Origin of the sequence: Mariniflexile sp. TRM1-10, assembly GCF_003425985.1 — a bacterium.
GTDB lineage: Bacteria > Bacteroidota > Bacteroidia > Flavobacteriales > Flavobacteriaceae > Mariniflexile.
This window is the reverse complement of the sequence record NZ_CP022985.1, coordinates 1-22,602: the sequence shown is the minus strand read 5'-3', so window position 1 is coordinate 22,602 and position 22,602 is coordinate 1. Positions and strand designations below refer to the sequence as shown.

Below are 22,602 nucleotides of genomic sequence, written 5' to 3'. Positions count from 1 at the left end.
GTTTTACTTTAATAGTTTTATACTTTTTTCTTCCATATTTTCGGGCGCATTTAAGTAAACAACATCATTTTCTTTCAATCCTTTTTTAATAATTACGACTTCATTATTGGCTAAACCTAATTCTACCTGTCTTTTTTCAATGGAATAACCAGACTTTACATAGGTGTAACTTATAGAATCTTTTGAAAAAATAGCCTCCAATGGCGCCATTAATACATTGTCTTCTTGATGTGTTAAAATCCTATTGGACGTTGTCATGCCTGGTCTAATATTTTTATTTGTTGAATTGAGTTTAATTAATACTTGAAAAAGTTTAATATCAGATCCTCTTTTGTTTTCACCTACATTTGCTACATCTGTTACAACGCCATCTATTTCTATATCAGGAAAAGCATCAAAACCAATTTTTACTTTTAGCCCTTTTTTTATTTTTCGTATATCAACCTCGTTGCTGTAGGTTTTAGATTCCATTTTTGTTAAATCTGGCAAGCTAGCCATGGCAGGTTCCCAAGGTGATATGGTAGATCCGACTTTCTTTTTATTGCCATTCCAGTCTTTAACATAAGTAACCATCCCATCATCTTCAGAATACACAGTAAATTCCTTTTGTAAATCAATCAACTCTTCAATTTGTTTTTTTATTTTGGATACTTCGGTGCCGACTTGAATCATTTTAGCATTTGATTGTCTTTTTTTAATGGAATAGTCTTCTCTTTTCTCTTTTAGTTCGCGTTCAAATTTTTCAATTTTAATCTCTAGTTGCCGGATCGTTGCAGGCGGTTCATAGATGGAACGTTTTAGTTCCAATTGATTTTCTTCAATATTAAATAGAAGGTCTTTTATAGTTGTTCGTTCTTGTTTTAGGGCAAGAGTTGTATCAAGTTGCTGTAATGTATATCTAGATTCGGCACCCTCTAAACTTAATCGGGCATCATTAATTTTACTATTTACTTCTGAAGCGTCAATTTTACCAATATAGCCGCCTTTTTTTACTATAGTGCCTTCAGCTACTAAATCTTGTATTTTTAATTGGTAGATGTTGAAACGTCTCGCTCCAATAGGCCCGTTAATTTCTTTTGAACTTGTAGATTGTGCTTCCCCAGAAATGATTACTTCATTTAAATAAGTACCTCTTACAATTTTTGTTGTTAATAAAATGTCTTCTTCATCCGTAGCTCCGAAAAAGGAATAAATAGTAATTAAAATAACGATTCCGCTAATAATTAAGGCTAACCTTTTTTTATTCATAAAGCTTGTTTTTTTGATTGGTGAAAATTATTTATTGAACTCTTCTTGACTTTTTTGATTGAAGCGAAAAATAGAAATTTTTGATTCCAGATTTTAGTTGTTTAGCACTTCATAGCAGCGCTACGGAGTAAAAAACAGGTAAAATCTGGGGCAAAAAAGATCATTTTGTAGCCAATTGAAAAAAGTTAAGACGAGTTCATTGGTTAAATATAGCTTTCGTAAGATTTTTTATGGTTAAAATTCTCATAAAGTTTATGGATTTTTCTAAACATAAAAGAAATTGCATAGGAAATAGTCTATAATTGAGAATATTGCTATTTTACTTTGTAGTTGTAAATAGAAACTTCCGACACTCTAAAATAACCTAAAGGGTAGTTGCTTGGGTTGGTTTGATTTACACAATTACCTCTTAATGTTGCTGGTTGAACTTCGAAAGGGCCATCCGATTCGTCTTTACTTTGTTGCAATAAAATAGTCATATACTCGTAAAAACGTTGAGAGATACCATGACTTTGTATGATGAGTTCATTTCCAGTTTTAAGATTTTCATTACTATAAAATGCGAAAATTTGATTTCCATCCGTAAATTCATCATCATATACATCGAGACTTGCTCTATTTAAATTGGAATTGATGAATTCAAAAAAATAATAGTTTTCAATGTTTTTTGGGTCTGTATAAAAAGCTTTTATTTCGGTTTCATTACCTGAAAAGCCTGCATTGTTTTTTTGTTCTACTTTATCGATTGAAGCAACAGGCATTAAGGTTTCTGAAGCGGTATAAATGTCATTTTCATAAACAATTTTAAGATTATAAACCCCATTAATTACTGGAATAAACGATTGATTTTTATAGATGCCGGTATCGTTTTCTTCAATGAAATTAAAAATGTTATTGTTCGTGTCGGTTACAGTTACCGAAGCGCCTGTTGCCGGTATAACGGCAGTGCTGTAATAGGGACCTGTTTGTGTTAGTTTAATGAGTTGGTTGTTTCCGGTTGTATCCTTAAACCAAGTTAATGAGGCATCTATAACAAGCCTTGGTTCTGCGGTGTTTAAATTTAATTCAATAACATCTTCACATGATATTAAAAAGAGACAGCATACTATATATATTATTTTTTTCATTTTTTTAAAACTTAAAATTATACGATATAGATGGTACAATACCAAAAATAGATAATCTATAGGCTTCGTTTACTTTGGTGTCGTCATTTTGTCCAAACGATATGGAAGCGGCATTTTTCCGATTGTAAATATTATAAATACCAAAAACCCAATAAGATTGCCAACCTTTGGTTTTTTCGGGTTTCGGGTTGTAAGTTACCGAAGCATCCAATCTATGATATGCCGGTAATCTATCGGAATTTCTACTATTATAATTGGGAATGGTTACGCCATTGTATGTATATTGTCCGTTTGGGAACGTACTTGGTTGCCCCGTTTGAAATAAAAAATTGGAGTTAATCTTTATTTTTTTATTTAAACCGTAACTACCTGTAAATGATATATCGTGTGTTTTGTCGTATGGTGTGTTATACCATTCACCATTATTAATGCCTGTCTCTGAGGGGGTTCTACCTTTTGTCTGCTGCTTGGACTTTGATAGGGTATAGGCTAACCAACCTTTAAATTTGCCTTCGTTTTTCTTTAAAAGGAACTCTAAGCCATAAGCTTTTGCTTCACCATTTAAAACAACCTGTTCTATGGCATTATTAGCTATTAAATCGGCACCGTCTATATAATCTATTCTATTTTTCACGGTTTTGTAGAAACTTTCAAGTTCTAAAGAATATCTATTGTTTTTTAAATTCTTAAAATATCCTATAGCAAATTGATTGAGTAATTGAGGTTTAACGTATTTACCACTTGGTGTCCAAATATCTAACGGTGTAGGCGAACTTGTATTTGATAACAAATGCAAATATTGACTCATTTTGTTATAACTCGCTTTTATAGAATTACTCGAATTAATTTGGTATGCCAAGGACACACGTGGTTCTATATTGAAAAAGCTTGAAATAATGTCATTTCGCTTGAAAGACTCCGTGCCTATTGGTTCTGCTTTTTCATAAATTTGAAAATCTTCGTTGAAAACTACGGCTTCATTATTTTCATATAGATTTAATTCATCTTGACCTAATCTAAGAAAAGAACTCAACCGAAATCCATAAGACAATGCTAATTTATCAGACACTTTTTGTTCAGCATCCAAATAAATGGCGTTTTCAAGAGCAAACTTATCAATGAGTTTAAAAGGATTTATGCCTGAAGTTTCAGATGTAGGGTTGATATCTCCAGGATTAAACTTATAATAAATACTGTTTAGACCGTATTGTAACTTGAATTTATCGGATATATAATGTTTAAAGTCGTATTTTAAGTTGAAATTTTTAATGCCCGATACCCAATCAAATTCAACAAAACTTAATTTTAGACTGTAATAATAATCAGAATAAATAAGTGATACATTTGAAAACAGTTTGTTGGAAAGCAAGTGATTCCATCTAAAATTTAAAACCGTGTTTCCGTAAGTATTATCGAAAGTTTCACTAATTCTGAACACATCGCGTCCAAAATACCCAGAAAGATATATGCTATTTCTGTTATTTAGTTTGTAGCTTAACTTGGTGTTTAAATCGTAGAAATAAGCACTATTATCAACATCAAAAAGTGGTAAAAATAGATGTGCATAACTGGACCTACCTCCAAAAAGGAATGAACCTTCATCTTTTTTTAACGGGCCTTCAATAAGCAATCTGCTAGATACTAAGCCAACACCTCCATTGGCATGAAAAGCATTGCTGTTTCCTTCTTTTTGATAAATATCCAAAACAGAGGAAACCCTACCACCGTATCTTGCTGGGATACCACCTTTATATAGTTTTAAATCTTTGATGGCATCTGGGTTGAAAACCGAAAAGAATCCAAACAAATGTGATGAGTTAAAAATAGTAGCTTCGTCTAAAAGAATTAAATTTTGGTCTACCGATCCACCACGAACATTAAACCCCGAAGCACCTTCACCAGCACTTGTTACTCCTGGTAATAACGTAATGGCTTTAATAATATCTGCTTCTCCCAACACGACAGGTATTTCTTTTATACTGCTTGCCGTTAAGCGGTTTACACTCATTTGCGGCGCTTGAATATTTACTTTTTCAATGTTCTCTGTTAGAACAATTTCGTTTAAAGTTTCCAACGAATCCGTTAAGTTGAAATTTTTGGTAAGGTTTTCAGATAGTGTGATGGTTTCGCTTATTGTGGTAAAACCTAAGTAACTAATTATAATTTTATAAGTGCCTTTTGGCAACGTTATAGAGTAAAAACCATACTCATTGGTTGTAGTGCCTGTTTTTAATTCAGGGAAAATAATACTAACACCTATAAGGGTCTCGTTGTTTTTCTCTTCAGAAACAATTCCTTTGAGAGTGAATTTATCTTGAGCGATTGTAGGTATATTGCTGAAACAAAATATAAAAAGAAAACATATAATTATGTTTTTCATTAAATGCTTTTTTTTATAAATGTATAAAAAAAAAGCTCCTTAATAGGAGCTTTTTAAAACTGTATTTATTTTTTCTATTAATTTAAGATGCTATTGAACGTTTCGCTTGGTCGCATCGCATTATTAACTAAAGCTTCATTTGGTTCGTAATAACCACCAATATTTACTGGTTTTCCTTGAATTTGGTTAAGCTCATTTACAATAGCTGTTTCATTTGCAGCCAATTGTTTAGCTATTGGTTCAAATTCTGCCTTTAGAGCGGCGTCTTTTGTTTGGTTTGCTAAGGCTTGCGCCCAATACAATGCTAAATAAAAATGACTTCCTCTATTGTCTAATTCACCTGCTTTACGAGAAGGCGATTTTCCGTTATCAAGTAATTTGCCTGTAGCTTCGTCTAAAGTATCGGCTAAAACTTGAGCTTTAGGGTTGTTGTTTGCTGCTGATAAATGTTCTAAAGAAACAGCTAATGCTAAAAATTCACCTAAAGAATCCCAACGTAAATGGTTTTCATTAATAAATTGCTCAACATGTTTTGGTGCTGAACCACCAGCACCAGTTTCAAACAAGCCTCCGCCATTCATTAAAGGAACGATTGATAACATTTTTGCACTGGTACCAACTTCTAAAATCGGGAATAAATCGGTTAAATAATCACGTAAAACGTTTCCAGAAACTGAAATAGTATCTTTTCCTTCTTTAAGTCTTTCGCAAGTAAATAATGTTGCGTCTATAGGAGATAAGATTCTTAAATCTAAGCCCGTTGTATCATAATCTTTTAAGTAAGTGTTTACTTTTTTGATTAGCTCAGCATCATGTGCTCTGTTTTCATCCAACCAGAAAACAGCAGGAGTTTCGGATGCTTTAGCACGTGTAACGGCTAATTTCACCCAATCTTGAATAGGTGCATCTTTTGTTTGACACATTCTCCAGATATCTCCAGCTTCTACGTTATGTTGTAACAACGTATTTCCAGAAGCATCAATAACACTTACAGTTCCGTTTGATGTTATTTCGAATGTTTTGTCATGTGAACCATATTCCTCTGCTTTTTGAGCCATTAACCCAACGTTTGGTACGGTGCCCATAGTTGTTGGATCAAAAGCACCATTCTTTTTGCAAAAATCGATGGTAGCAGCATAAATACCTGCATAACTACTATCTGGAATAACCGCTTTGGTGTCTTGAAGTTTGCCTTCGGCATTCCACATTTGTCCAGATGTACGTATCATGGCAGGCATAGAAGCATCAATGATTACATCACTTGGTACGTGTAAGTTAGTAATGCCTTTGTCGCTATTTACCATAGCTACAGCAGGACCGTTTTTAAATGCTGCATCAATATCTGTTTGAATTTCGTTGCGTTTTGACTCTGGCAACGTTTGAATTTTTTCAACTAAATTCCCAAAACCGTTATTTACGTTAACACCAATTTTTTCTAAAGTTTCGGCATGTTTTTCAAACACATTTTTGAAAAATACTTTTACAGCATGTCCAAAAATAATAGGGTCGCTCACTTTCATCATGGTGCCTTTCATGTGTAATGAAAATAACACATTTTTGGCTTTTGCATCGGCTATTTGCGCTTCTAAAAAGCTTACTAATGCTGTTTTACTTAAAACAGTGGCATCAATAATTTCGCCTTTTAATAATTTGAAGCTATCTTTTAAAACAGTAGCAGTTCCATGACTGTCTGTATGTACAATTTTAATGTTAGTAGCTTCGGGTAAGGTTACCGATTTTTCGTTGTGGAAAAAATCGCCAGCATCCATAGTTGCTACATGTGTTTTTGAATCGCTGCTCCATGCACCCATAGAATGTGGGTTCTTTTTTGCGTAATTCTTTACTGCTTTTGGCGCCCGTCTGTCTGAGTTACCTTCACGAAGTACAGGGTTTACAGCACTTCCTTTAATTTTATCGTAGCGTGATTTGATGTCTTTTTCTGCATCGTTAGCAGCCTCATCTGGATAGTTAGGAATTGCAAATCCTTGAGATTGTAATTCTTTTATGGCAGCTTTTAACTGCGGAATTGAAGCACTAATGTTTGGTAATTTAATAATGTTGGCATCAGGGCTTTTTGCCAATTCACCAAGTATAGCCAAATCGTCTGGAACATATTGGTCTTCATTTAAAAAATCCGGAAAAACGGCTAAAATTCTTGCAGCTAAAGAGATATCTCTAGTTTCAATATTAATACCAGAAGACTTAACAAAAGCTTTAACAATTGGTAAAAAAGAACGGGTTGCTAATGCTGGAGCTTCATCAGTTTTTGTATAAATAATTTTAGACATTAATGTAACGGTTTTTTTATGTTAGTATTTAGCTATAATTAAAATGCGACATACAATAACGTTTTCGCGACGCGAATATACAAAAATTGGCTTTTATAAATGCTTAAACGATTAATCAAAAGTGGTAATATATACAATATTTTACATAATTTTAAAAAAGGTAGCAACTAATAAGAATTCATTAATAAAATATTGAAGAAGCTATAAAAAACAAAAGCCATATCACTGCAGAATTGAATCTACTTTGACATGGCTTTCTTTGAAATAATATAACTTAATCTAATTGATATTTCTACCAAATCAATTTAGTTTTTAGGCTAAATTTTTTCAATTTAAGTGCTATTATTTCAATGAAACATTTCTGTAATTTTCAAAATGTATTGATTTATTACTAAAAATGTTTCTAATAATTGTTTTTCTTGATGCCATTAATTTTCTTTTCGTTTTTCACGTCAAGTTTTTTTAAGACATTGCTTTAATTATAATAACAATCCTTTCGGCACTATTATTTTTTCAAGCTTTCAATTATACTAGTTGCTGCCTATTTATGTATGCAGTACTTTTTATAATATCTTGGTTTCTTGCTACCACACATTTACACATGCTGCAATAAAACCTCAAAAAACAATTACAAATAAATAAAGAACGTTACCTTATAAGAAACTAAATCAAATTCATTTTTCAGATGAAACCAGTTTACACTGTATTTATGTTTCTTATATGCTAAGATACTACACATATCCCGAAAAAACAAAACATTTAACATTTTATATATCAACCACTTATAAACCGGAGTTATTAACTTTTGTTAATAAAAAAAGCCCTGAGAAGTTTCAGGGCTTTTGCTTGCTTTCGCAATAATACTTTATTAACGTCTACGTTCTTTAATTCTGGCTTTTTTACCAGTAAGACCTCTAAAGTAGTAGATTCTAGCTCTACGCACTTTACCGCGTTTATTAACTTCAATTTTTTGCAATGCAGGTAAATTAACAGGGAAAATACGCTCCACACCAATAGTACCAGACATTTTTCTAATGGTAAAAGTTTCTGATGAACCAGATCCTCTTCTTTGAATTACTACACCTCTAAAAAACTGGGTACGTACTTTTTCGCCCTCTCTAATTTCATAGTATACAGTAATTGTGTCTCCAGCTCCAAACTCTGGAAAGTCTTTTTTTGCTACAAATTCGTCTTGTACAAACTTTACTAAAGATTCCATATCTTTAAATTTTAATTGATTAATTCGAAACAACATTCACGATTCTCGCCAGAGGTTAACCCGAAATTGGGTGCAAAGATAACTAAAAAGTTAAAAGTTAAAAGTTAAAAGTTAAAAGTTTTTAAAAATTAAGTGTTTAGACAGTCTCTTAATCTTCTAATAAATCGGGTCTACGTTCTTTTGTTCTCAAATAGGCTTGCTCTTCACGCCATTTTTCAATTTCAGGGAAGTTGCCACTAAATAATAATTCAGGTACTTTCCAACCTTTATATTCCCGGGGTTTGGTGTAAATAGGGGGTGCTAGTAAATTATCTTGAAACGAATCGGTTAGTGCAGAGGTTTCATTGCCCAAAACACCAGGTATTAATCTAATAATAGTATCACAAAGTACAGCAGCAGCTAATTCGCCGCCAGACAAAACGTAGTCGCCAATAGAAATTTCACGGGTTATAAAATGGTCGCGTACACGTTGGTCAACGCCTTTATAATGTCCGCATAAAATAATGATGTTTTCTTTTAACGATAAGTGGTTGGCAATACCTTGTTTTAAGGTTTCACCATCGGGTGTCATATAAATAACTTCGTCGTAATGGCGTTGTGCTTTTAATGCCGAAATACATTTGTCTATAGGCTCTACCATCATAACCATGCCAGCGCCACCGCCAAATTGGGTATCGTCAATTGATTTATACCTGTCGGTAGTATAATCTCGTAAATTGTGGAAATGAACCTCCACCAAATTGGCTTCAATAGCGCGTTTTAAAATGGAGGCTTCAAACGGACTTTTAAGTAATTCGGGTAAAACGGTAATGATATCGATGCGCATGGTTTTGTATTAAGAATTGCAAAGATAATTGAATTAATGAATTTTAGGAATATGGCTTTTGTGATGATTGTTTATGTGGCTGTAATAGTGTCGAAATTGTAGAGATTAATTCATTTGTACCCGATAAAAGATTCAAGATCGCTTCGCTAAAAGAAAATAGAATAAAGAAAACAGCATATGATTAAATGACAACAAATTGATATTCAAACGCATATTTGCATTTGTAAAAGTTTTATCAGACAACAATGAGATTAATTATTTAAAATCACTTTGTTTCCCGTAATAGCAATAAAAAAATCTGCAAGAAGCTCTTGCAGATTCTAAACTATTTATAATGAAGTGGTTTGAACCGCTTCAATGCTTATTTCTTATCCTTAATTGTTTTTTGTTTATTTATTTCGTCTTGTAATTGGCGGCGTACTTTTTGTTCACGTTCAACAGCTGTTTTACGATGCTCTTCAAATTCTTCTTCAACATCTGAAAGTGCACGTTTGGCTTCTTTGGTAACAGCATGACTGTTTTTAAATTTATAAATAAAGAAAATAAGTAAAGCTAATAATATGGCTATTATAGACCACATGAGTCCACTATAGCCACCTTTGCTCATTTGGACACCAAACAACGACATGCTGTTTTTTTCACTTTTGGTTTTGTCTAACGTGCTTTGTGTGTTGGAAAGACTGGTTTTTAGATCTTCAATTTCTTGTGCTTGGGCTTTTACCGTAATTCCGGTAGCGACTAAATCTTTTCGAATGGCTTGTAATGAGTCTAGCACATGTGCTTTTAAATCGGTTAACCAAAAAGCTTTAATAACTTTGTATGATTGTCCGCGTTCATCTCTCCAACCATTTGATTTCGTAATCACATAATCAAATTGGTTATCAAGTGTGCCACTATTTAAAGACAGTTTGTCGTCCTCAGAATCACTTGTTTGGGCAAAAATTGTTAATGAAAATAATAGGGTTAGTAAGGTTAAAGATTTGGTAAAATTCATTTTTGGATGGTTTTTCGTTTTTTTTAATTTACTAATTTAAAAAATAATGTCAATAAACAGTTTAAATTTAACAAAAAGCCTCACTATGTGAGGCTAAATTATATACGATGAAAAATGTAAATTAGATTTTTAAATCTAAATAATTCCCCTAAGGCTCTGCCGGGGTGTCCAATTCACCTCTCCTTTGGAGAGGTCAGAACTGCCTTTTTGGGCAGTTCTGGGTGAGGTAAAATACAAAATTTCGGTTTTTGGCCCTGAGGTCAAAATGAAACAGGCGAAACCTGTACTGAGCCTAGTCGAAGTATACCTCTATGGTTCTGCCTCAAGGATAGTCTGTTTCAAGAAATTTTTTATTTAATAGTAAGTAAAACGTCTTACTTTGGCGATGTATTTAGCAAGTCTAATAACTTGTTGGCTATAGCCATATTCGTTATCGTACCAAATATAGAGCACCACATTTTTGCCGTCCGGACGCATTATCGTTGCTTTACTATCATAAATGGCAGGAGCCGAACAGCCAACAATATCGGTAGATACCAATTCGTCACTTAATTCATATTTTATTTGTTCAACCAAATCACCTTCTAAAGCATATTTTTTTAATGTGGTATTGATGCCATCAATAGAAGTTTTGTTTTTTAATTCTAAATTAAGAATCGCTAGCGACCCATTTGGCACAGGAACACGAATGGCATTAGAGGTTAGTTTGCCAGTTAAGCTAGGCAATGCTTTTGCAACAGCACTACCTGCGCCAGTTTCGGTAATAACCATATTTAAACCTGCAGCACGCCCACGACGGTATTTACTATGAAGGTTATCAACTAAATTTTGGTCGTTTGTATAGGCGTGAATCGTTTCTATATGCCCACTTTTTATTCCAAAAGAATCTTCAATAACTTTTAAAACGGGTGTTATAGCATTGGTGGTACACGAAGCTGCCGAAAAGATATGAAGCGTGTCGGGGTTGTTTTCTAAATGATTAACGCCATACACGATATTAGGCACTTCTTTTCCGGGGGCTGTTAGTAAAACCTTATCAACACCTTTGGATTTCAAATGCCTGCTTAAATTTGTTTTGTCTCTATAAGCACCTGTATTATCAATAACTAAGGCATTGTCGATGCCATATTTGGTATAATCTATCTCTTCCGGTGCATTTGCAGAAATAATGTTTACGGTAGTACCATTAATTATTAAGGCATTGTTTTGTGCATCAATAGATACGGAACCAGAAAAATCGCTATGAACAGAATCGTTACGTAATAGTGCAGCTCTTTTTTCAAGCATTTGGGTATCAATAGGGCCCCGAATGACAATGGCTCTTAAACGTAACTGACTACCTTTACCTGTACGTGCCATTAATTCGCGGGCAACTAATCTACCAATTCTGCCAAAACCATAAAGTATAACATTTTTAGGTTTAAAATATTCAGCTTTACTGGCACCTTTTAATTTTTCGGAAATAAATCCTCTGGTGGAATTGTAATTATTTTCTTCTAAATGATATTCATAGGTTAATTTGCCAATATCCAATTTTGCCGGTGGAATTTCCATAGATTTTATAGTTTGGGCAATTTCAACAGAATCGAAAATAGAAATGGGTTTTTGTACAAATTTACCAGCATATTCGTGCAAGTTTAAAATTTGACTCACATTCCGGTCAATTAACTGATTTCTAAAAATGACTAGCTCAATAGATTTATCGTACCACAAGTCGTTCACGATTTTTATAAACTCTACGGTGGCTTTTCTACGGTCAGCTTGAAAAGCTAATTCTTTCTCATAATTTTTGTTAATGGGCATGCTTAAATAGTTTTAGTTGTTGTGAATTTTCGGCAAAAATACTACAACTCAAACGTTTTCGTTGACCTTTTTAACAAAAAAATAACCTCTTAAAAAATTTCTTCTAAGAGGTTATTTAAGTATGTAAATCTTTTTTTATCTAAAGTTATAACGTTCTTTTTCGCCGTTAGAATTTATAAGTTCTATTTGTAAAGGCTCATAATAAGATTTATTTTCGATGGCTGCCTTGACATCGTCAACAGTATTGATTTTAATATTGTTGATGGAAGTGATGATGGCGCCTTCTTTAACGCCATTATTTTTCCAATAATCGGCATACTTTCCATTTAACTCAGTTATCTTAACACCGTTAGGAGCTTTTAGTTTCTTTAAATCTTCACGCTTAGCATTTTTAACCATACCAACCAGTGGTAATATAAAGGTGTCGTTTTTGGTTAAAGTAACAGCAATCGTTTTTATATTACCATCCCTTGATACTTTTAAGTTTACAACATCATTAACACGTTTTGCATTAATATGACCTGTTAAATCAGCAAATTTCGATACTTTGATACCATCGATTTCTTTAATGATATCCCCTTTTTTTACACCAGCTTTTTCGGCACCAGAGGCTTCAATAACACTTTCAATATAAAGACCTTCAATTTCATTAACACCTAGTTCCAAAGCTTCCTTTGAGTTTGAATTGAGTATGTTGACTCCTAAAATACCGTTTTGCACATTACCATACTCCATAATATCTTCAATAACACGACGTGCAATGTTACTTGGTACAGCAAACGAATATCCAATATACGAGCCCGTTTGTGACGAAATTGCAGTGTTAATACCAATAAGTTCTCCTCTAACGTTTACAAGGGCGCCACCCGAATTTCCTGGGTTTACAGCAGCATCGGTTTGAATAAACGATTGTGAGCTAGTACCCGATAAATCTCTTGATTTTGCACTAATAATGCCTGCCGTAACGGTAGATGTTAGGTTAAATGGATTCCCTACAGCCAAAACCCATTCACCAATTTTAGCTTGGTCCGAATCTGCAAATGTTACAAAAGGCAATTCTTCATCGGCTTGAATTTTTAAAAGAGCAATATCTGTTTTAGGATCCGATCCTACAATTTCGGCTTTATAGGTTTTGTTATTATTTAAGGTAACCGATAATTCATCTGAATTATTAATAACATGGTTATTCGTAATAATATAGCCGTCGGCATTTATAATAACGCCTGAACCTGTTCCCATTTGCGCACGTGGAGTGGTTCTTCCTGAAAATAAATCCTGCAAGCTTAATTGGCCACTACTAATCGAAATATTTTTAACATGTACCACCGCATTTACAGCATTTTCGGCAGCAACCGTAAAATCTGGGGTTTCATAAGCTAAATTGTTTACGTTACTAGTGGGTAAAAATACAGGATTTGGATTTGGTGCTGTTACAACAAATTCACTTTTTGGTTCTACAAAAACTTTGTAAGTACCAAGGGTTAAAGCGCCGCCTAATGCCGAAACCAACACTAATGATAATATCTTCTTCATAATCTTCATAAATTTTCAGTTTAAGTTTTATTTTTTTAAGAACGATTAAAATTACATATTTATTAAAATTCAACTACAACTTTAACGATTTTTAACGCCGATTTTAACGGCGTTTTAACAACAATAAAATCCGCTAATTTATTTGGGCGTTACCACAAGGGTCGGGCTTTTATTCGTAATTAAATATTTTTTTAGAGGAACTCATGAATATAAATATTTCGTTACAAGTCCTCGCTCGTTCCTCGCTGTGGGCTTTCCACTGCAAATGTGGAACATTCACGATTTCAAATTTATCAAAGTAAAATGTATGAGTAATCCCTAACGCACATACTACAAACAACATTTTAAAAACCGAAATTATAGTTTGCCAGTAAAAAGTAAAAAGACTTCTTTATCTTTGTGCCTTATTATGCAACAGACTTTTTATAAATATCAAGGAACAGGAAACGATTTTGTGATGATAGATAATCGTCAACAAACGTTCAACAAAAAAGATACCAAACATATTGCATTTTTATGCGACAGACGTTTTGGGATAGGAGCAGATGGTTTAATTCTATTAGAAAACCATCCTACTTTAGATTTTAAAATGGTGTATTACAATGCCGATGGAAACGAAAGTACCATGTGTGGCAATGGTGGACGCTGTTTGGTGGCATTTGCAAATCAACTGGGTGTTATTAAAGATAAAGCTGTTTTTGAAGCCATTGATGGGTTGCACCATGCTACTATTAATAATGGTATTGTAAAACTTCAAATGCTTGATGTTGATGTGGTAGAAAAACATGAAAACCACGTATTTTTAAATACAGGGTCACCTCACCACGTACAGTTTGAAGATCAAATAGAGAATTTCGATATTAAAACCAAAGGTGCAGCGATCCGTTACGGTGCACCGTATAACGAAGCAGGTAGTAATGTTAATTTTGTAAAGAAAATTAGCGACCAAATTTTTGCTGTTAGAACATACGAGCGTGGGGTGGAAGACGAAACCTTATCTTGTGGCACAGGTGTAACTGCCGTAGCATTGGCAATGCATGCACTTAAGCAAACTAACGAAAACCTGATTACATTAAAAGTTCAAGGTGGCGAATTACAGGTGAGTTTTGATTTGGAAAATGGTATTTATAAAAATGTGTGGCTCATAGGGCCAGCTTCATTTGTTTTTAGCGGAACGATATGATGACCTTAAAAGGAGAACATATTTATTTACGCGCTTTAGAACCCGAAGATTTGGAGTTTATTCATACTATTGAAAACGACGAATCGGTTTGGGAAATAAGCAACACCATTACGCCCTATTCAAAATTTTTAATAAAACAGTATTTAAAACAATCCCATAAAGATATTTTTGAAGTAAAACAATTACGCTTGGTTATATCGAGTTATGATAACGTGGCATTGGGGATGATAGACTTGTTTGATTTCGATTTTAAAAATAGTAGAGCCGGTGTTGGCATTTTAGTAAAAGAACTTAACGATAGAGCTAAAGGTTTTGGTAGTGAAGCTCTAAAATTACTTATAAATTATAGTTTTACACATTTAGGTTTGCATCAGTTATATTGTAATGTTTCAGAAGAAAATGATATAAGTATCAAGCTTTTTACCAAACAAGGTTTTAAAAAAATAGGATTAAAAAAGGACTGGATCCTTGTAAACGGTTCTTATAAAAACGAGTATATATTTCAGCTTATAAATAATTAAATGTACATAAAAAAGATACTTCTGGCCATTGTGTTTATTGGGTTAGCTATTGCGGCATATTTTGCTTACTATGTTTATAATGTCATGATTGATTCCAATACGGCCTTCAATAATGATACGGCCTATGTTTATGTGCCCACCAATGCAACTTACGATGATGTCAGGCAACAATTGGAACCCTTATTGAAGGATATTAATACTTTTGATGTGCTTGCAAAACAAAAAAAGTACGCAGGCAATATTAAAGCAGGACGCTTTGCGATTACAAAGGGCATGAACAATAATGATATTATCAACTCCATTAGAAGCAGAAACCTGCCTATGACCTTGTCTTTTAACAATCAGGAAAGTCTTGAAAAATTGGCAGGACGTGTTTCTTCTCAAATCGAAGCCGATAGCGTGTCTTTACTTAATGCTATGAAAGACACCTTGTTTTTATCAAAATATGGTTTTAGCAATGCTACCGCTTTAGGTATGTATCTTCCTAATAGTTATGAGTTTTTCTGGAATACCTCGGCAGAGCAATTTAGAGAACGCATGCTTAAAGAATACAATCGTTTTTGGACAGATGCCAGAAAAGCAAAAGCCAAAGACATAGGTTTAACACGCGATCAAGTGATTGCGCTTGCATCGATAGTTTATGAAGAATCAAAGCAAGCTTCAGAACAACCAAGAATTGCAGGTGTTTACATGAACCGAATTAGAATTGGCATGCCTTTACAAGCAGATCCTACGCTAAAGTTTGCTGCGTATCAATTACCGGAATATAAAGATACCGTTATTAAGCGTGTTTTGAATATACATAAAGACATCGTATCGCCTTATAATACGTATAAAAATTTAGGGCTGCCCCCTGGACTTATTGCGATGCCCGATATTTCGGCTATTGATGCGGTTTTGAATTATGAAAAGCATCAATACCTTTATTTTGCGGCTGATGCCAAACGATTTGGATTTCACAAATTTGCTAAAACCTTATCTCAGCATAATGTAAATGCTAGAGAATATCAACGTTATTTGTCTTCACAAGGAATAAATAGGTAGTGACATATTCAGCAATAAAATACCTGTTGCTTTTTGTTTTGTTGCCATTGTTTTCATTTTCACAATCGAAACTCGACGCCTTTTTGACGCCTAGCGACACACTTAATACATCTAGAAGACATGCTGTTGTAATTACAGAAACGTCACTTGCAGGGATAGCTTTAGTTGGATTGCATCAACTTTGGTATGCCGATTATGAACAATCTAAACTTCATGGTATTAATGATAATAAAGAGTGGCTCCAAATGGATAAAATGGGACATATGTTCACTTCTTATCAAATGGGAAAACATGGTGCACAGTTATTAAATTGGAGTGGTGTAAGTAAAAAGGATCAGTTAATTTATGGGGCTACTTTAGGTTTTGGTTTTTTAACAACGGTTGAAATTTTAGATGGCTATTCACAAGAATGGGGTTTTTCTTGGGGTGATATTTTGGCAAACGCATCGGGAACAGGATTATATGTTGGTCAAGAATTGCTTTGGAACGAACAACGCATCGCTTTAAAATTCTCTTTTCATCAAACAAAATATGCTTCTCAACGTTCTGATAAGCTAGGAGAAGGCTTTTTTGAGCAGGTTTTGAAAGACTATAACGGACAAACCTATTGGTTAAGTGCCAATTTGTATTCGTTTTTTAAAGAAAAAAATATGCCAAAATGGTTAAATATTGCTGTAGGATATGGGGCAGACGGTATGTTAACGGGCACGAAAGATATTGACAATCAGTTGTTAACAAATTTAGATAGGCAACGTCAATTCTATTTAAGTTTAGATGTAAATTTGAGTAACATTGAAACAAACTCGAAGTTGCTGAGAACTTTTTTAGACGTTTTTAATATGATAAAAATACCTTTTCCAACTATAGAGTTCAATAAAAAAGGCTGTGTATTTCATCTATTCTACTATTAAAAAAAGTAGTTAAACGATTAGTTTTGATATAATTTAAAAAAAGTCTAATTTTGCACGCTCAAATTTTCAAGCATTTTTACTATGTGATTTTGCTGAAGAAATTTAAAAATTATGAGAAAAAGTATTGCAAGTTACTTGACCCTAACTCTAACAATATGTATTCTATTGTTCGTATCGCTTTCACCAAATGAAACGATAGATTTAAGTAAGTATTCAACAGCTGGCTTAGAATTAAATTATACAGTAAGCCAAGACCATAGCATTACCGACAATGCTTTAGCGTCAAATGAAGTGAACAAGCCAATTTCTCCATTTTTAGGAAAATCGTTTGTAGGATTTAAAGAAGCCTTAGCATTTAAAGAGTCTAGAGGCAATTATTTTATAGTTAACACATTAGGTTATTTAGGTAAGTATCAATTTGGAACAGGTACTTTAAAGTTGATAGGTATTCATAACCCATCATTATTTTTAAAGAATCCTGCACTTCAAGAAAAAGCATTTGTAGCCAATACGCAACGTAATAAATGGATTTTACGAAGGGATATCAAGAATTTTGTTGGTAAAAAGCTTAATGGCATTTTAATTACGGAATCCGGTATTTTGGCAGCTGCCCATTTAGCGGGCGCCGGTAGTGTGAAAAACTACTTAAGAAGCTATGGCATTGATAATTTTGAAGACAGTTATGGTACTACCATCGAGTACTATATGAGAAAGTTTTCAGGTTACGATACGTCATCTATTAAAGCTAATAAAAGAGCTAAAGCTATATAGTTTTAGCTTTTATGAAATCGCCATGATTTGGAAATACCAAACACCAATGAAAATAAAGCGATAGCATATGACCATTAAAAACAAATAATATTTACATATGAATAATAAATATCGTAGGTCTTTTATGTAGGTCTACGATATTTTTTTTCCACTCTTTTGCAGTCTGTGTTTTTATAAACTCTGTGGGTAGTGTAATATCGCAGGCCACACAAATTTGCGTGTTTTGGTCTAAATAATGGCTCAAATCTTCAAGCATTTTATTGTTTCGGTAAGGTGTTTCAATAAATATTTGAGATTGATTATGTTCAAAAGACAAACGCTCTAATCGTTTCATTTCATTTTTTCGTTCGGTTTTATCAATAGGTAGATAGCCGTTAAAAGCGAAACTTTGTCCGTTCATACCCGAACTCATCAACGCCATTAAAATAGAAGATGGACCAACTAATGGCACTACTTTTATGTTTTTTTGATGGGCTATTTTTACGATGTCAGCACCTGGGTCTGCAACGCCTGGGCAACCAGCTTCAGAAAGTAAACCAATATTAATTCCATTTAAACAAGGCTCTAAAAAACTTGGTAAATCCATAATATCGGTGTGTTTGTTTAAATGAAACATCTTTAATGAAGACTGGGATTTTTCTGAAGCAATTCGTTTTATAAAATGTCGCGCTGTTTTATCATTTTCAACAATAAATGTATTGGTTTCTTCAATAACTTGCTTGACTGTAATCGGAAGTACTTCTAAAGGTTCGTTGTCGCCTAAAGTTGTTGGTATAAGGAATAATTTTCCTAAAGGATTTGCCATTAATATTTGATGAGTTTTTTAATTTCTTTCACGCCGTTACTATCTGCCAACTCAATAAAATAAATACCATCTGCCAAGTTATTAACGTGTAAGGTTGTTAATGGATTGTTTATTGATGTTGTTAGCTTGATTTGCTTGCCGTGAATATCGGAAATTTTAATAGATTCTAAAGGGTTTTTAAGCTGGGATACATTAAAATTTATAAGATTGTTTGTAGGGTTTGGATACATGCTAATATTCAGCTTATTAAGGTCTTCAGTATTTAAACTCGTATCCACAATTTTAAAGACCTCACCGGATTCTAGACCTGCAATGTAAAGTTCACCAGTATTATCTTCGCCAAAAGTAGTCCAACCTTTGTTGCTGTATTGTTGTGGAAAGGTCATAGTCCAATTAGGACCATTTGGTGTAAGCACGCCAATTTCGTCGCTACAATAATCAGCAAAAAAATAAAGACCTGTTAAGCTTGGGTAAAGTGAACCTCTGTAACGAAAACCCCCAGTGATGGAGCATTTAAAAGCACCATCTCCATCGTGTGAATACTCTGCAATGGGGCGTGTTGTAGAACTTTCTGGTGGACAATCACTGGTGTTATATGGGTGGTTCGCACCTTCATAACAGCGCCAACCATAATTTAAGCCTGAAGTTGTATAAGGAGCCATATTTATTTCTTCATAAGTCCCTTGTCCAACATCGGCAATCCATAAATCGTCAGTCGTTTTGTCGAAAGAAAACCGCCAAGGGTTTCTTAAGCCATAAGCCCAAATTTCTGGTAATGTATTGGTATTTCCATCATTTAAATATGGATTTGTAGAAGGAATAGCGTAGTTGTTTCCATTACTTGTGTTATCAACATCTATCCTAAGGAGTTTACCTAATAATGTATCTAAACTTTGTGCATAATCATTTGGATCTCCTGAGCCACCACCATCGCCACTGGCAATATATAAATAACCATCGGGGCCAAAATTCATATCACCACCATTATGGTTTGAAGCGGGTTGATTTATAGTAAGTAAAATAAGTTCGGAAGTCGCATCTGCCGTCGTTTCATTCGTTCTGGAATATCTTGCTATAACCGTGTTACCAGAATTGTTTATATAATTTACATAAAAATATCCGTTGGTATTATAATTTGGATGAAAAGCCAATCCTAAAAGCCCGCGTTCGCCACCAGAATCGCTAACCTTGCTGTTAATGTCTAAAAAATCCGTGCTATTTACAGTACCATTAGCATTTAGTATTTTGATGACACCTTTGCGTTCAACAACAAATAATTTGTTGTCGTTAGCATGTTTAATACTTACAGGAGCATCAAATCCGTTTGCGATTAATTCGATGTCGATATTTTGGGCCGATATTAGAGATGCAGTGCAGATGATTAGAAACGAGGCTAAGTTTTTCATCTTATTAATATTTAAGGGTTTACGATAGCCTAAGTTACAAAAAATCTTTTTGAAAACTATGAATATTAATTTTGAAGCCTAGTTGCTATAACAGAACATGCTTCATCTAGCATATGGTAAACATTTTCAAAACCATCATTTCCACCAAAGTAAGGGTCTGGAACATTATAGTTTTGGTTCGGATGAATTTCATTTAAAATAAACTTGACTTTTGCTTTATCTTGTTCGTTTCTGGCAAGTAACAAAACATTTCGGTAGTTAGATTCGTCCATGACATAAATAATGTCAAACTTATCAAAATCTGACACATTAAATTGGCGCCCTTTTAAATTTGAAATGTCTAAACCATGTTTTCTAGCAATGGCTATAGATCGACTGTCAGGATTTTTACCAATATGATAATCACCAGTACCTGCGGAATCTACAAAAAACGAATCGCTTGTAAGTTTAGACTTTAAAATGCCTTCAGCTAATGGTGAACGACAAATATTGCCTAAACATACCATTAGAATCTTAGTCATTTTATTTGAGTTTAGACTGAAAGTTTTTTGGTTATATCTTCAACATATTTTCTAAACTGTTTGTCTGTTGTAGATAAATTATCAACTGTTTTACAAGCATGTAACACAGTGGCGTGGTCGCGTTTTCCAATTTGGGAACCAATACTAGCCAAAGATGCTTTAGTAAACTTTTTAGCAAAAAACATAGCTAACTGACGCGCTTGTACAATGTGGCGTTTTCTCGTTTTAGATTGTAAAGTATCAATATCCATTTGGAAATAATCGGACACCACTTTTTGGATGTAATCAATGGATACTTCGCGTTTGGTATTTTTTACAAACTTTTCAACAATTATTCTCGCTAAATCGATGGTAATCTCTTTTTTGTTGAAAGATGATTGCGCAATTAACGAAATAATAGCACCTTCCAATTCACGCACATTCGATTTAATGTTTTTGGCAACATATTCAATAATATCGTCGGGCATATCTACGCCATCGCGATATAATTTGTTTTTTAATATAGAAACGCGGGTTTCAAAATCGGGTGTTTGTAGTTCTGCCGAAAGTCCCCATTTAAAACGAGATAACAAGCGTTGCTCAATATCTTGCATATCAACAGGTGCTTTATCACTTGTTAAAATAACCTGTTTTCCGTTTTGGTGTAAATGGTTGAATATATGAAAGAATACATCTTGTGTCCCCGTTTTTCCTGAAAGGAATTGAACGTCGTCAATAATCAATACATCAATAATTTGATAGAAATGGATAAAATCATTTCTATTATTTTTCTTAACAGAATCTATATATTGTTGCGTAAATTTTTCCGCAGAAATGTATAGAACTGTTTTCTCTGGGTATTTGTCTTTAATGTCTACACCAATAGCATGTGCTAAATGGGTTTTTCCTAAACCAACGCCGCCAAAAATAAGTAACGGGTTGAAAGATGTGCCACCAGGTTTTGAGGCCACGGCTAACCCTGCACTACGTGCCAAACGGTTAGAATCGCCTTCTAAAAAATTTTCAAAACTATAGTTTGGATTAAGTTGCGATTCTATCTTTACATTTCTAATGCCTGGTATTACAAATGGATTTCGTAATTCGGGGCTTTTATTGTTAAGAGGAACATCAACTTCCTGGGATTTCATGGCACTCCTGTTTGAACTCGGAATTTTTTCTGTAAAAGGCTGTTTGTTGCCATACGTGTTTTCCATTTTAATAATGTAAACAAGTTTGGCTTTTTCGCCTAATTCTTTTGTAAGAGATACTTTAAGGATTTTTACGTAGTGTTCTTCAAGCCACTCATAAAAAAATTTACTAGGTACTTGTATGCTTAACGCATTGTCTGTAAGTTTAACCGCTACAATAGGTTCAAACCAAGTTTTGTATGCTTGCGGTTGGATATTATCCTTTATGAATTCTAGACAACTATTCCATACCGTTTGCGCAGTTACACTCATTTTTATTCTTCTGGTTTTGTTCGTTAGGTTTGTGAGATAAAACTAATAATATTAGCCCCCTTTTGGTTTGGCAAATATGTGAACAAAATTCTTAAAAAAAAAATGAATTAGTATTGAATTTCTAGAATTTTTTCCCCATGTTTAACCTCTTGCCGAAGCTACAAAAAAATATTTAATAAACCTTATGAAAATCGACGAAATACAAATAAGAGTGAGATATGGTGAAACCGACCAAATGGGTGTTGTGCATCACGGAAATTACGCATTATATCTTGAAATGGGGCGTATTGAATGGCTTAGGAAATTAGGGATTTCTTATAAAAGTATGGAAAAAAATGGGGTGATGCTGCCCGTAGTTTCTTTGAATATAAACTATAAAAAATCAGCAGGTTATGATGATGTAATTAATGTAAAAACTCAACTAAAAAACATGCCAACGGCAAGGATAGAATTTGAGTATGAAATTACTAATGAGATGGGGGATATTTTGACAACAGCTCATACAACATTAGTGTTTATAGATATGAAAACAAACCGACCAATAAAAGCGCCTCAGTATATTTTGGATGCTATTACGAAATAG

The 22,602-nt window shown here is 33.7% G+C and carries 19 protein-coding genes; 6 read left to right on the top strand and 13 right to left on the bottom strand.

Annotated elements, in window-relative coordinates; genetic code table 11:
• Positions 1-3 precede the first annotated feature (3 nt).
• The 9 genes from CJ739_RS00095 to CJ739_RS00055 form a co-directional block, all read right to left on the bottom strand.
• Positions 4-1,248: an efflux RND transporter periplasmic adaptor subunit gene (locus CJ739_RS00095; protein WP_117171987.1), complete on the bottom strand. Its 1,245-nt coding sequence runs from the start codon at positions 1,246-1,248 to the stop codon at positions 4-6.
• Between the two features lie 314 nt (positions 1,249-1,562).
• The gene (locus CJ739_RS00090) at positions 1,563-2,375 is read right to left on the bottom strand and encodes a DUF4249 family protein (RefSeq protein WP_117171985.1); all 813 of its coding nucleotides are present in this window, start codon (positions 2,373-2,375) and stop codon (positions 1,563-1,565) included.
• A 4-nt stretch (positions 2,376-2,379) separates the two neighbouring features.
• Positions 2,380-4,755 (bottom strand): TonB-dependent receptor, encoded by a 2,376-nt coding sequence (locus CJ739_RS00085; protein ID WP_117171983.1) that lies wholly within the window; start codon positions 4,753-4,755, stop codon positions 2,380-2,382.
• Positions 4,756-4,832: 77 nt separating this feature from the next.
• Positions 4,833-7,043, bottom strand: coding sequence for an NADP-dependent isocitrate dehydrogenase (locus CJ739_RS00080; protein WP_117171981.1), 2,211 nt, complete (start codon positions 7,041-7,043; stop codon positions 4,833-4,835).
• A gap of 868 nt (positions 7,044-7,911) precedes the next feature.
• Positions 7,912-8,262: a 50S ribosomal protein L19 gene (gene rplS, locus CJ739_RS00075; RefSeq protein ID WP_117178635.1), complete on the bottom strand. Its 351-nt coding sequence runs from the start codon at positions 8,260-8,262 to the stop codon at positions 7,912-7,914.
• A gap of 148 nt (positions 8,263-8,410) precedes the next feature.
• The gene (gene trmD, locus CJ739_RS00070; RefSeq protein ID WP_117171980.1) at positions 8,411-9,088 is read right to left on the bottom strand and encodes a tRNA (guanosine(37)-N1)-methyltransferase TrmD; all 678 of its coding nucleotides are present in this window, start codon (positions 9,086-9,088) and stop codon (positions 8,411-8,413) included.
• Between the two features lie 361 nt (positions 9,089-9,449).
• Positions 9,450-10,082, bottom strand: coding sequence for a tRNA (guanine-N1)-methyltransferase (locus CJ739_RS00065; RefSeq protein WP_117171979.1), 633 nt, complete (start codon positions 10,080-10,082; stop codon positions 9,450-9,452).
• A gap of 354 nt (positions 10,083-10,436) precedes the next feature.
• A complete protein-coding gene (locus tag CJ739_RS00060; RefSeq protein ID WP_117171978.1) occupies positions 10,437-11,885 on the bottom strand; it encodes a glyceraldehyde-3-phosphate dehydrogenase in 1,449 nt (482 codons plus the stop codon).
• 135 nt (positions 11,886-12,020) lie between these two features.
• The gene (locus tag CJ739_RS00055) at positions 12,021-13,418 is read right to left on the bottom strand and encodes a trypsin-like peptidase domain-containing protein (protein WP_117171976.1); all 1,398 of its coding nucleotides are present in this window, start codon (positions 13,416-13,418) and stop codon (positions 12,021-12,023) included.
• Positions 13,419-13,827: 409 nt separating this feature from the next.
• Here CJ739_RS00055 and dapF point away from each other — a divergent pair, with 409 nt between their 5' ends.
• From dapF to CJ739_RS00030, 5 genes are all read left to right on the top strand, one after another.
• On the top strand, positions 13,828-14,601 hold the full coding sequence (gene dapF, locus CJ739_RS00050) for a diaminopimelate epimerase (RefSeq protein WP_117171974.1): 774 nt from the start codon (positions 13,828-13,830) through the stop codon (positions 14,599-14,601).
• Positions 14,598-15,122 carry a GNAT family N-acetyltransferase gene (locus tag CJ739_RS00045; protein ID WP_117171973.1) on the top strand — a complete coding sequence of 175 codons (525 nt, stop codon included), beginning with the start codon at positions 14,598-14,600 and terminating at the stop codon, positions 15,120-15,122. The genes dapF and CJ739_RS00045 overlap by 4 nt, the downstream gene beginning before the upstream one ends.
• A complete protein-coding gene (gene mltG / locus CJ739_RS00040; protein ID WP_117171972.1) occupies positions 15,123-16,166 on the top strand; it encodes an endolytic transglycosylase MltG in 1,044 nt (347 codons plus the stop codon).
• On the top strand, positions 16,166-17,077 hold the full coding sequence (locus CJ739_RS00035; protein ID WP_236951571.1) for a DUF2279 domain-containing protein: 912 nt from the start codon (positions 16,166-16,168) through the stop codon (positions 17,075-17,077). Before mltG ends, CJ739_RS00035 begins: the two co-directional genes overlap by 1 nt.
• Positions 17,078-17,188: 111 nt before the next feature.
• Positions 17,189-17,848, top strand: coding sequence for a peptidoglycan-binding protein LysM (locus tag CJ739_RS00030; RefSeq protein WP_117171971.1), 660 nt, complete (start codon positions 17,189-17,191; stop codon positions 17,846-17,848).
• 91 nt (positions 17,849-17,939) lie between these two features.
• Here the strand turns inward: CJ739_RS00030 and CJ739_RS00025 are convergent, their stop codons facing one another.
• The 4 genes from CJ739_RS00025 to dnaA all read right to left on the bottom strand — a co-directional run bounded on the left by CJ739_RS00025 (position 17,940) and on the right by dnaA (position 22,019).
• Complete coding sequence (locus tag CJ739_RS00025; RefSeq protein ID WP_117171970.1) at positions 17,940-18,653, bottom strand: SAM-dependent methyltransferase; 714 nt, start codon at positions 18,651-18,653, stop codon at positions 17,940-17,942.
• Positions 18,653-20,059, bottom strand: coding sequence for a PQQ-dependent sugar dehydrogenase (locus CJ739_RS00020; RefSeq protein WP_117171969.1), 1,407 nt, complete (start codon positions 20,057-20,059; stop codon positions 18,653-18,655). The genes CJ739_RS00025 and CJ739_RS00020 overlap by 1 nt, the downstream gene beginning before the upstream one ends.
• A 65-nt stretch (positions 20,060-20,124) precedes the next feature.
• Complete coding sequence (locus CJ739_RS00015) at positions 20,125-20,580, bottom strand: low molecular weight protein-tyrosine-phosphatase (RefSeq protein ID WP_117171968.1); 456 nt, start codon at positions 20,578-20,580, stop codon at positions 20,125-20,127.
• Positions 20,581-20,591: 11 nt separating this feature from the next.
• A complete protein-coding gene (gene dnaA / locus CJ739_RS00010; protein WP_117171967.1) occupies positions 20,592-22,019 on the bottom strand; it encodes a chromosomal replication initiator protein DnaA in 1,428 nt (475 codons plus the stop codon).
• Between the two features lie 184 nt (positions 22,020-22,203).
• Here dnaA and CJ739_RS00005 point away from each other — a divergent pair, with 184 nt between their 5' ends.
• Positions 22,204-22,602 (top strand): acyl-CoA thioesterase, encoded by a 399-nt coding sequence (locus tag CJ739_RS00005; protein WP_117171966.1) that lies wholly within the window; start codon positions 22,204-22,206, stop codon positions 22,600-22,602.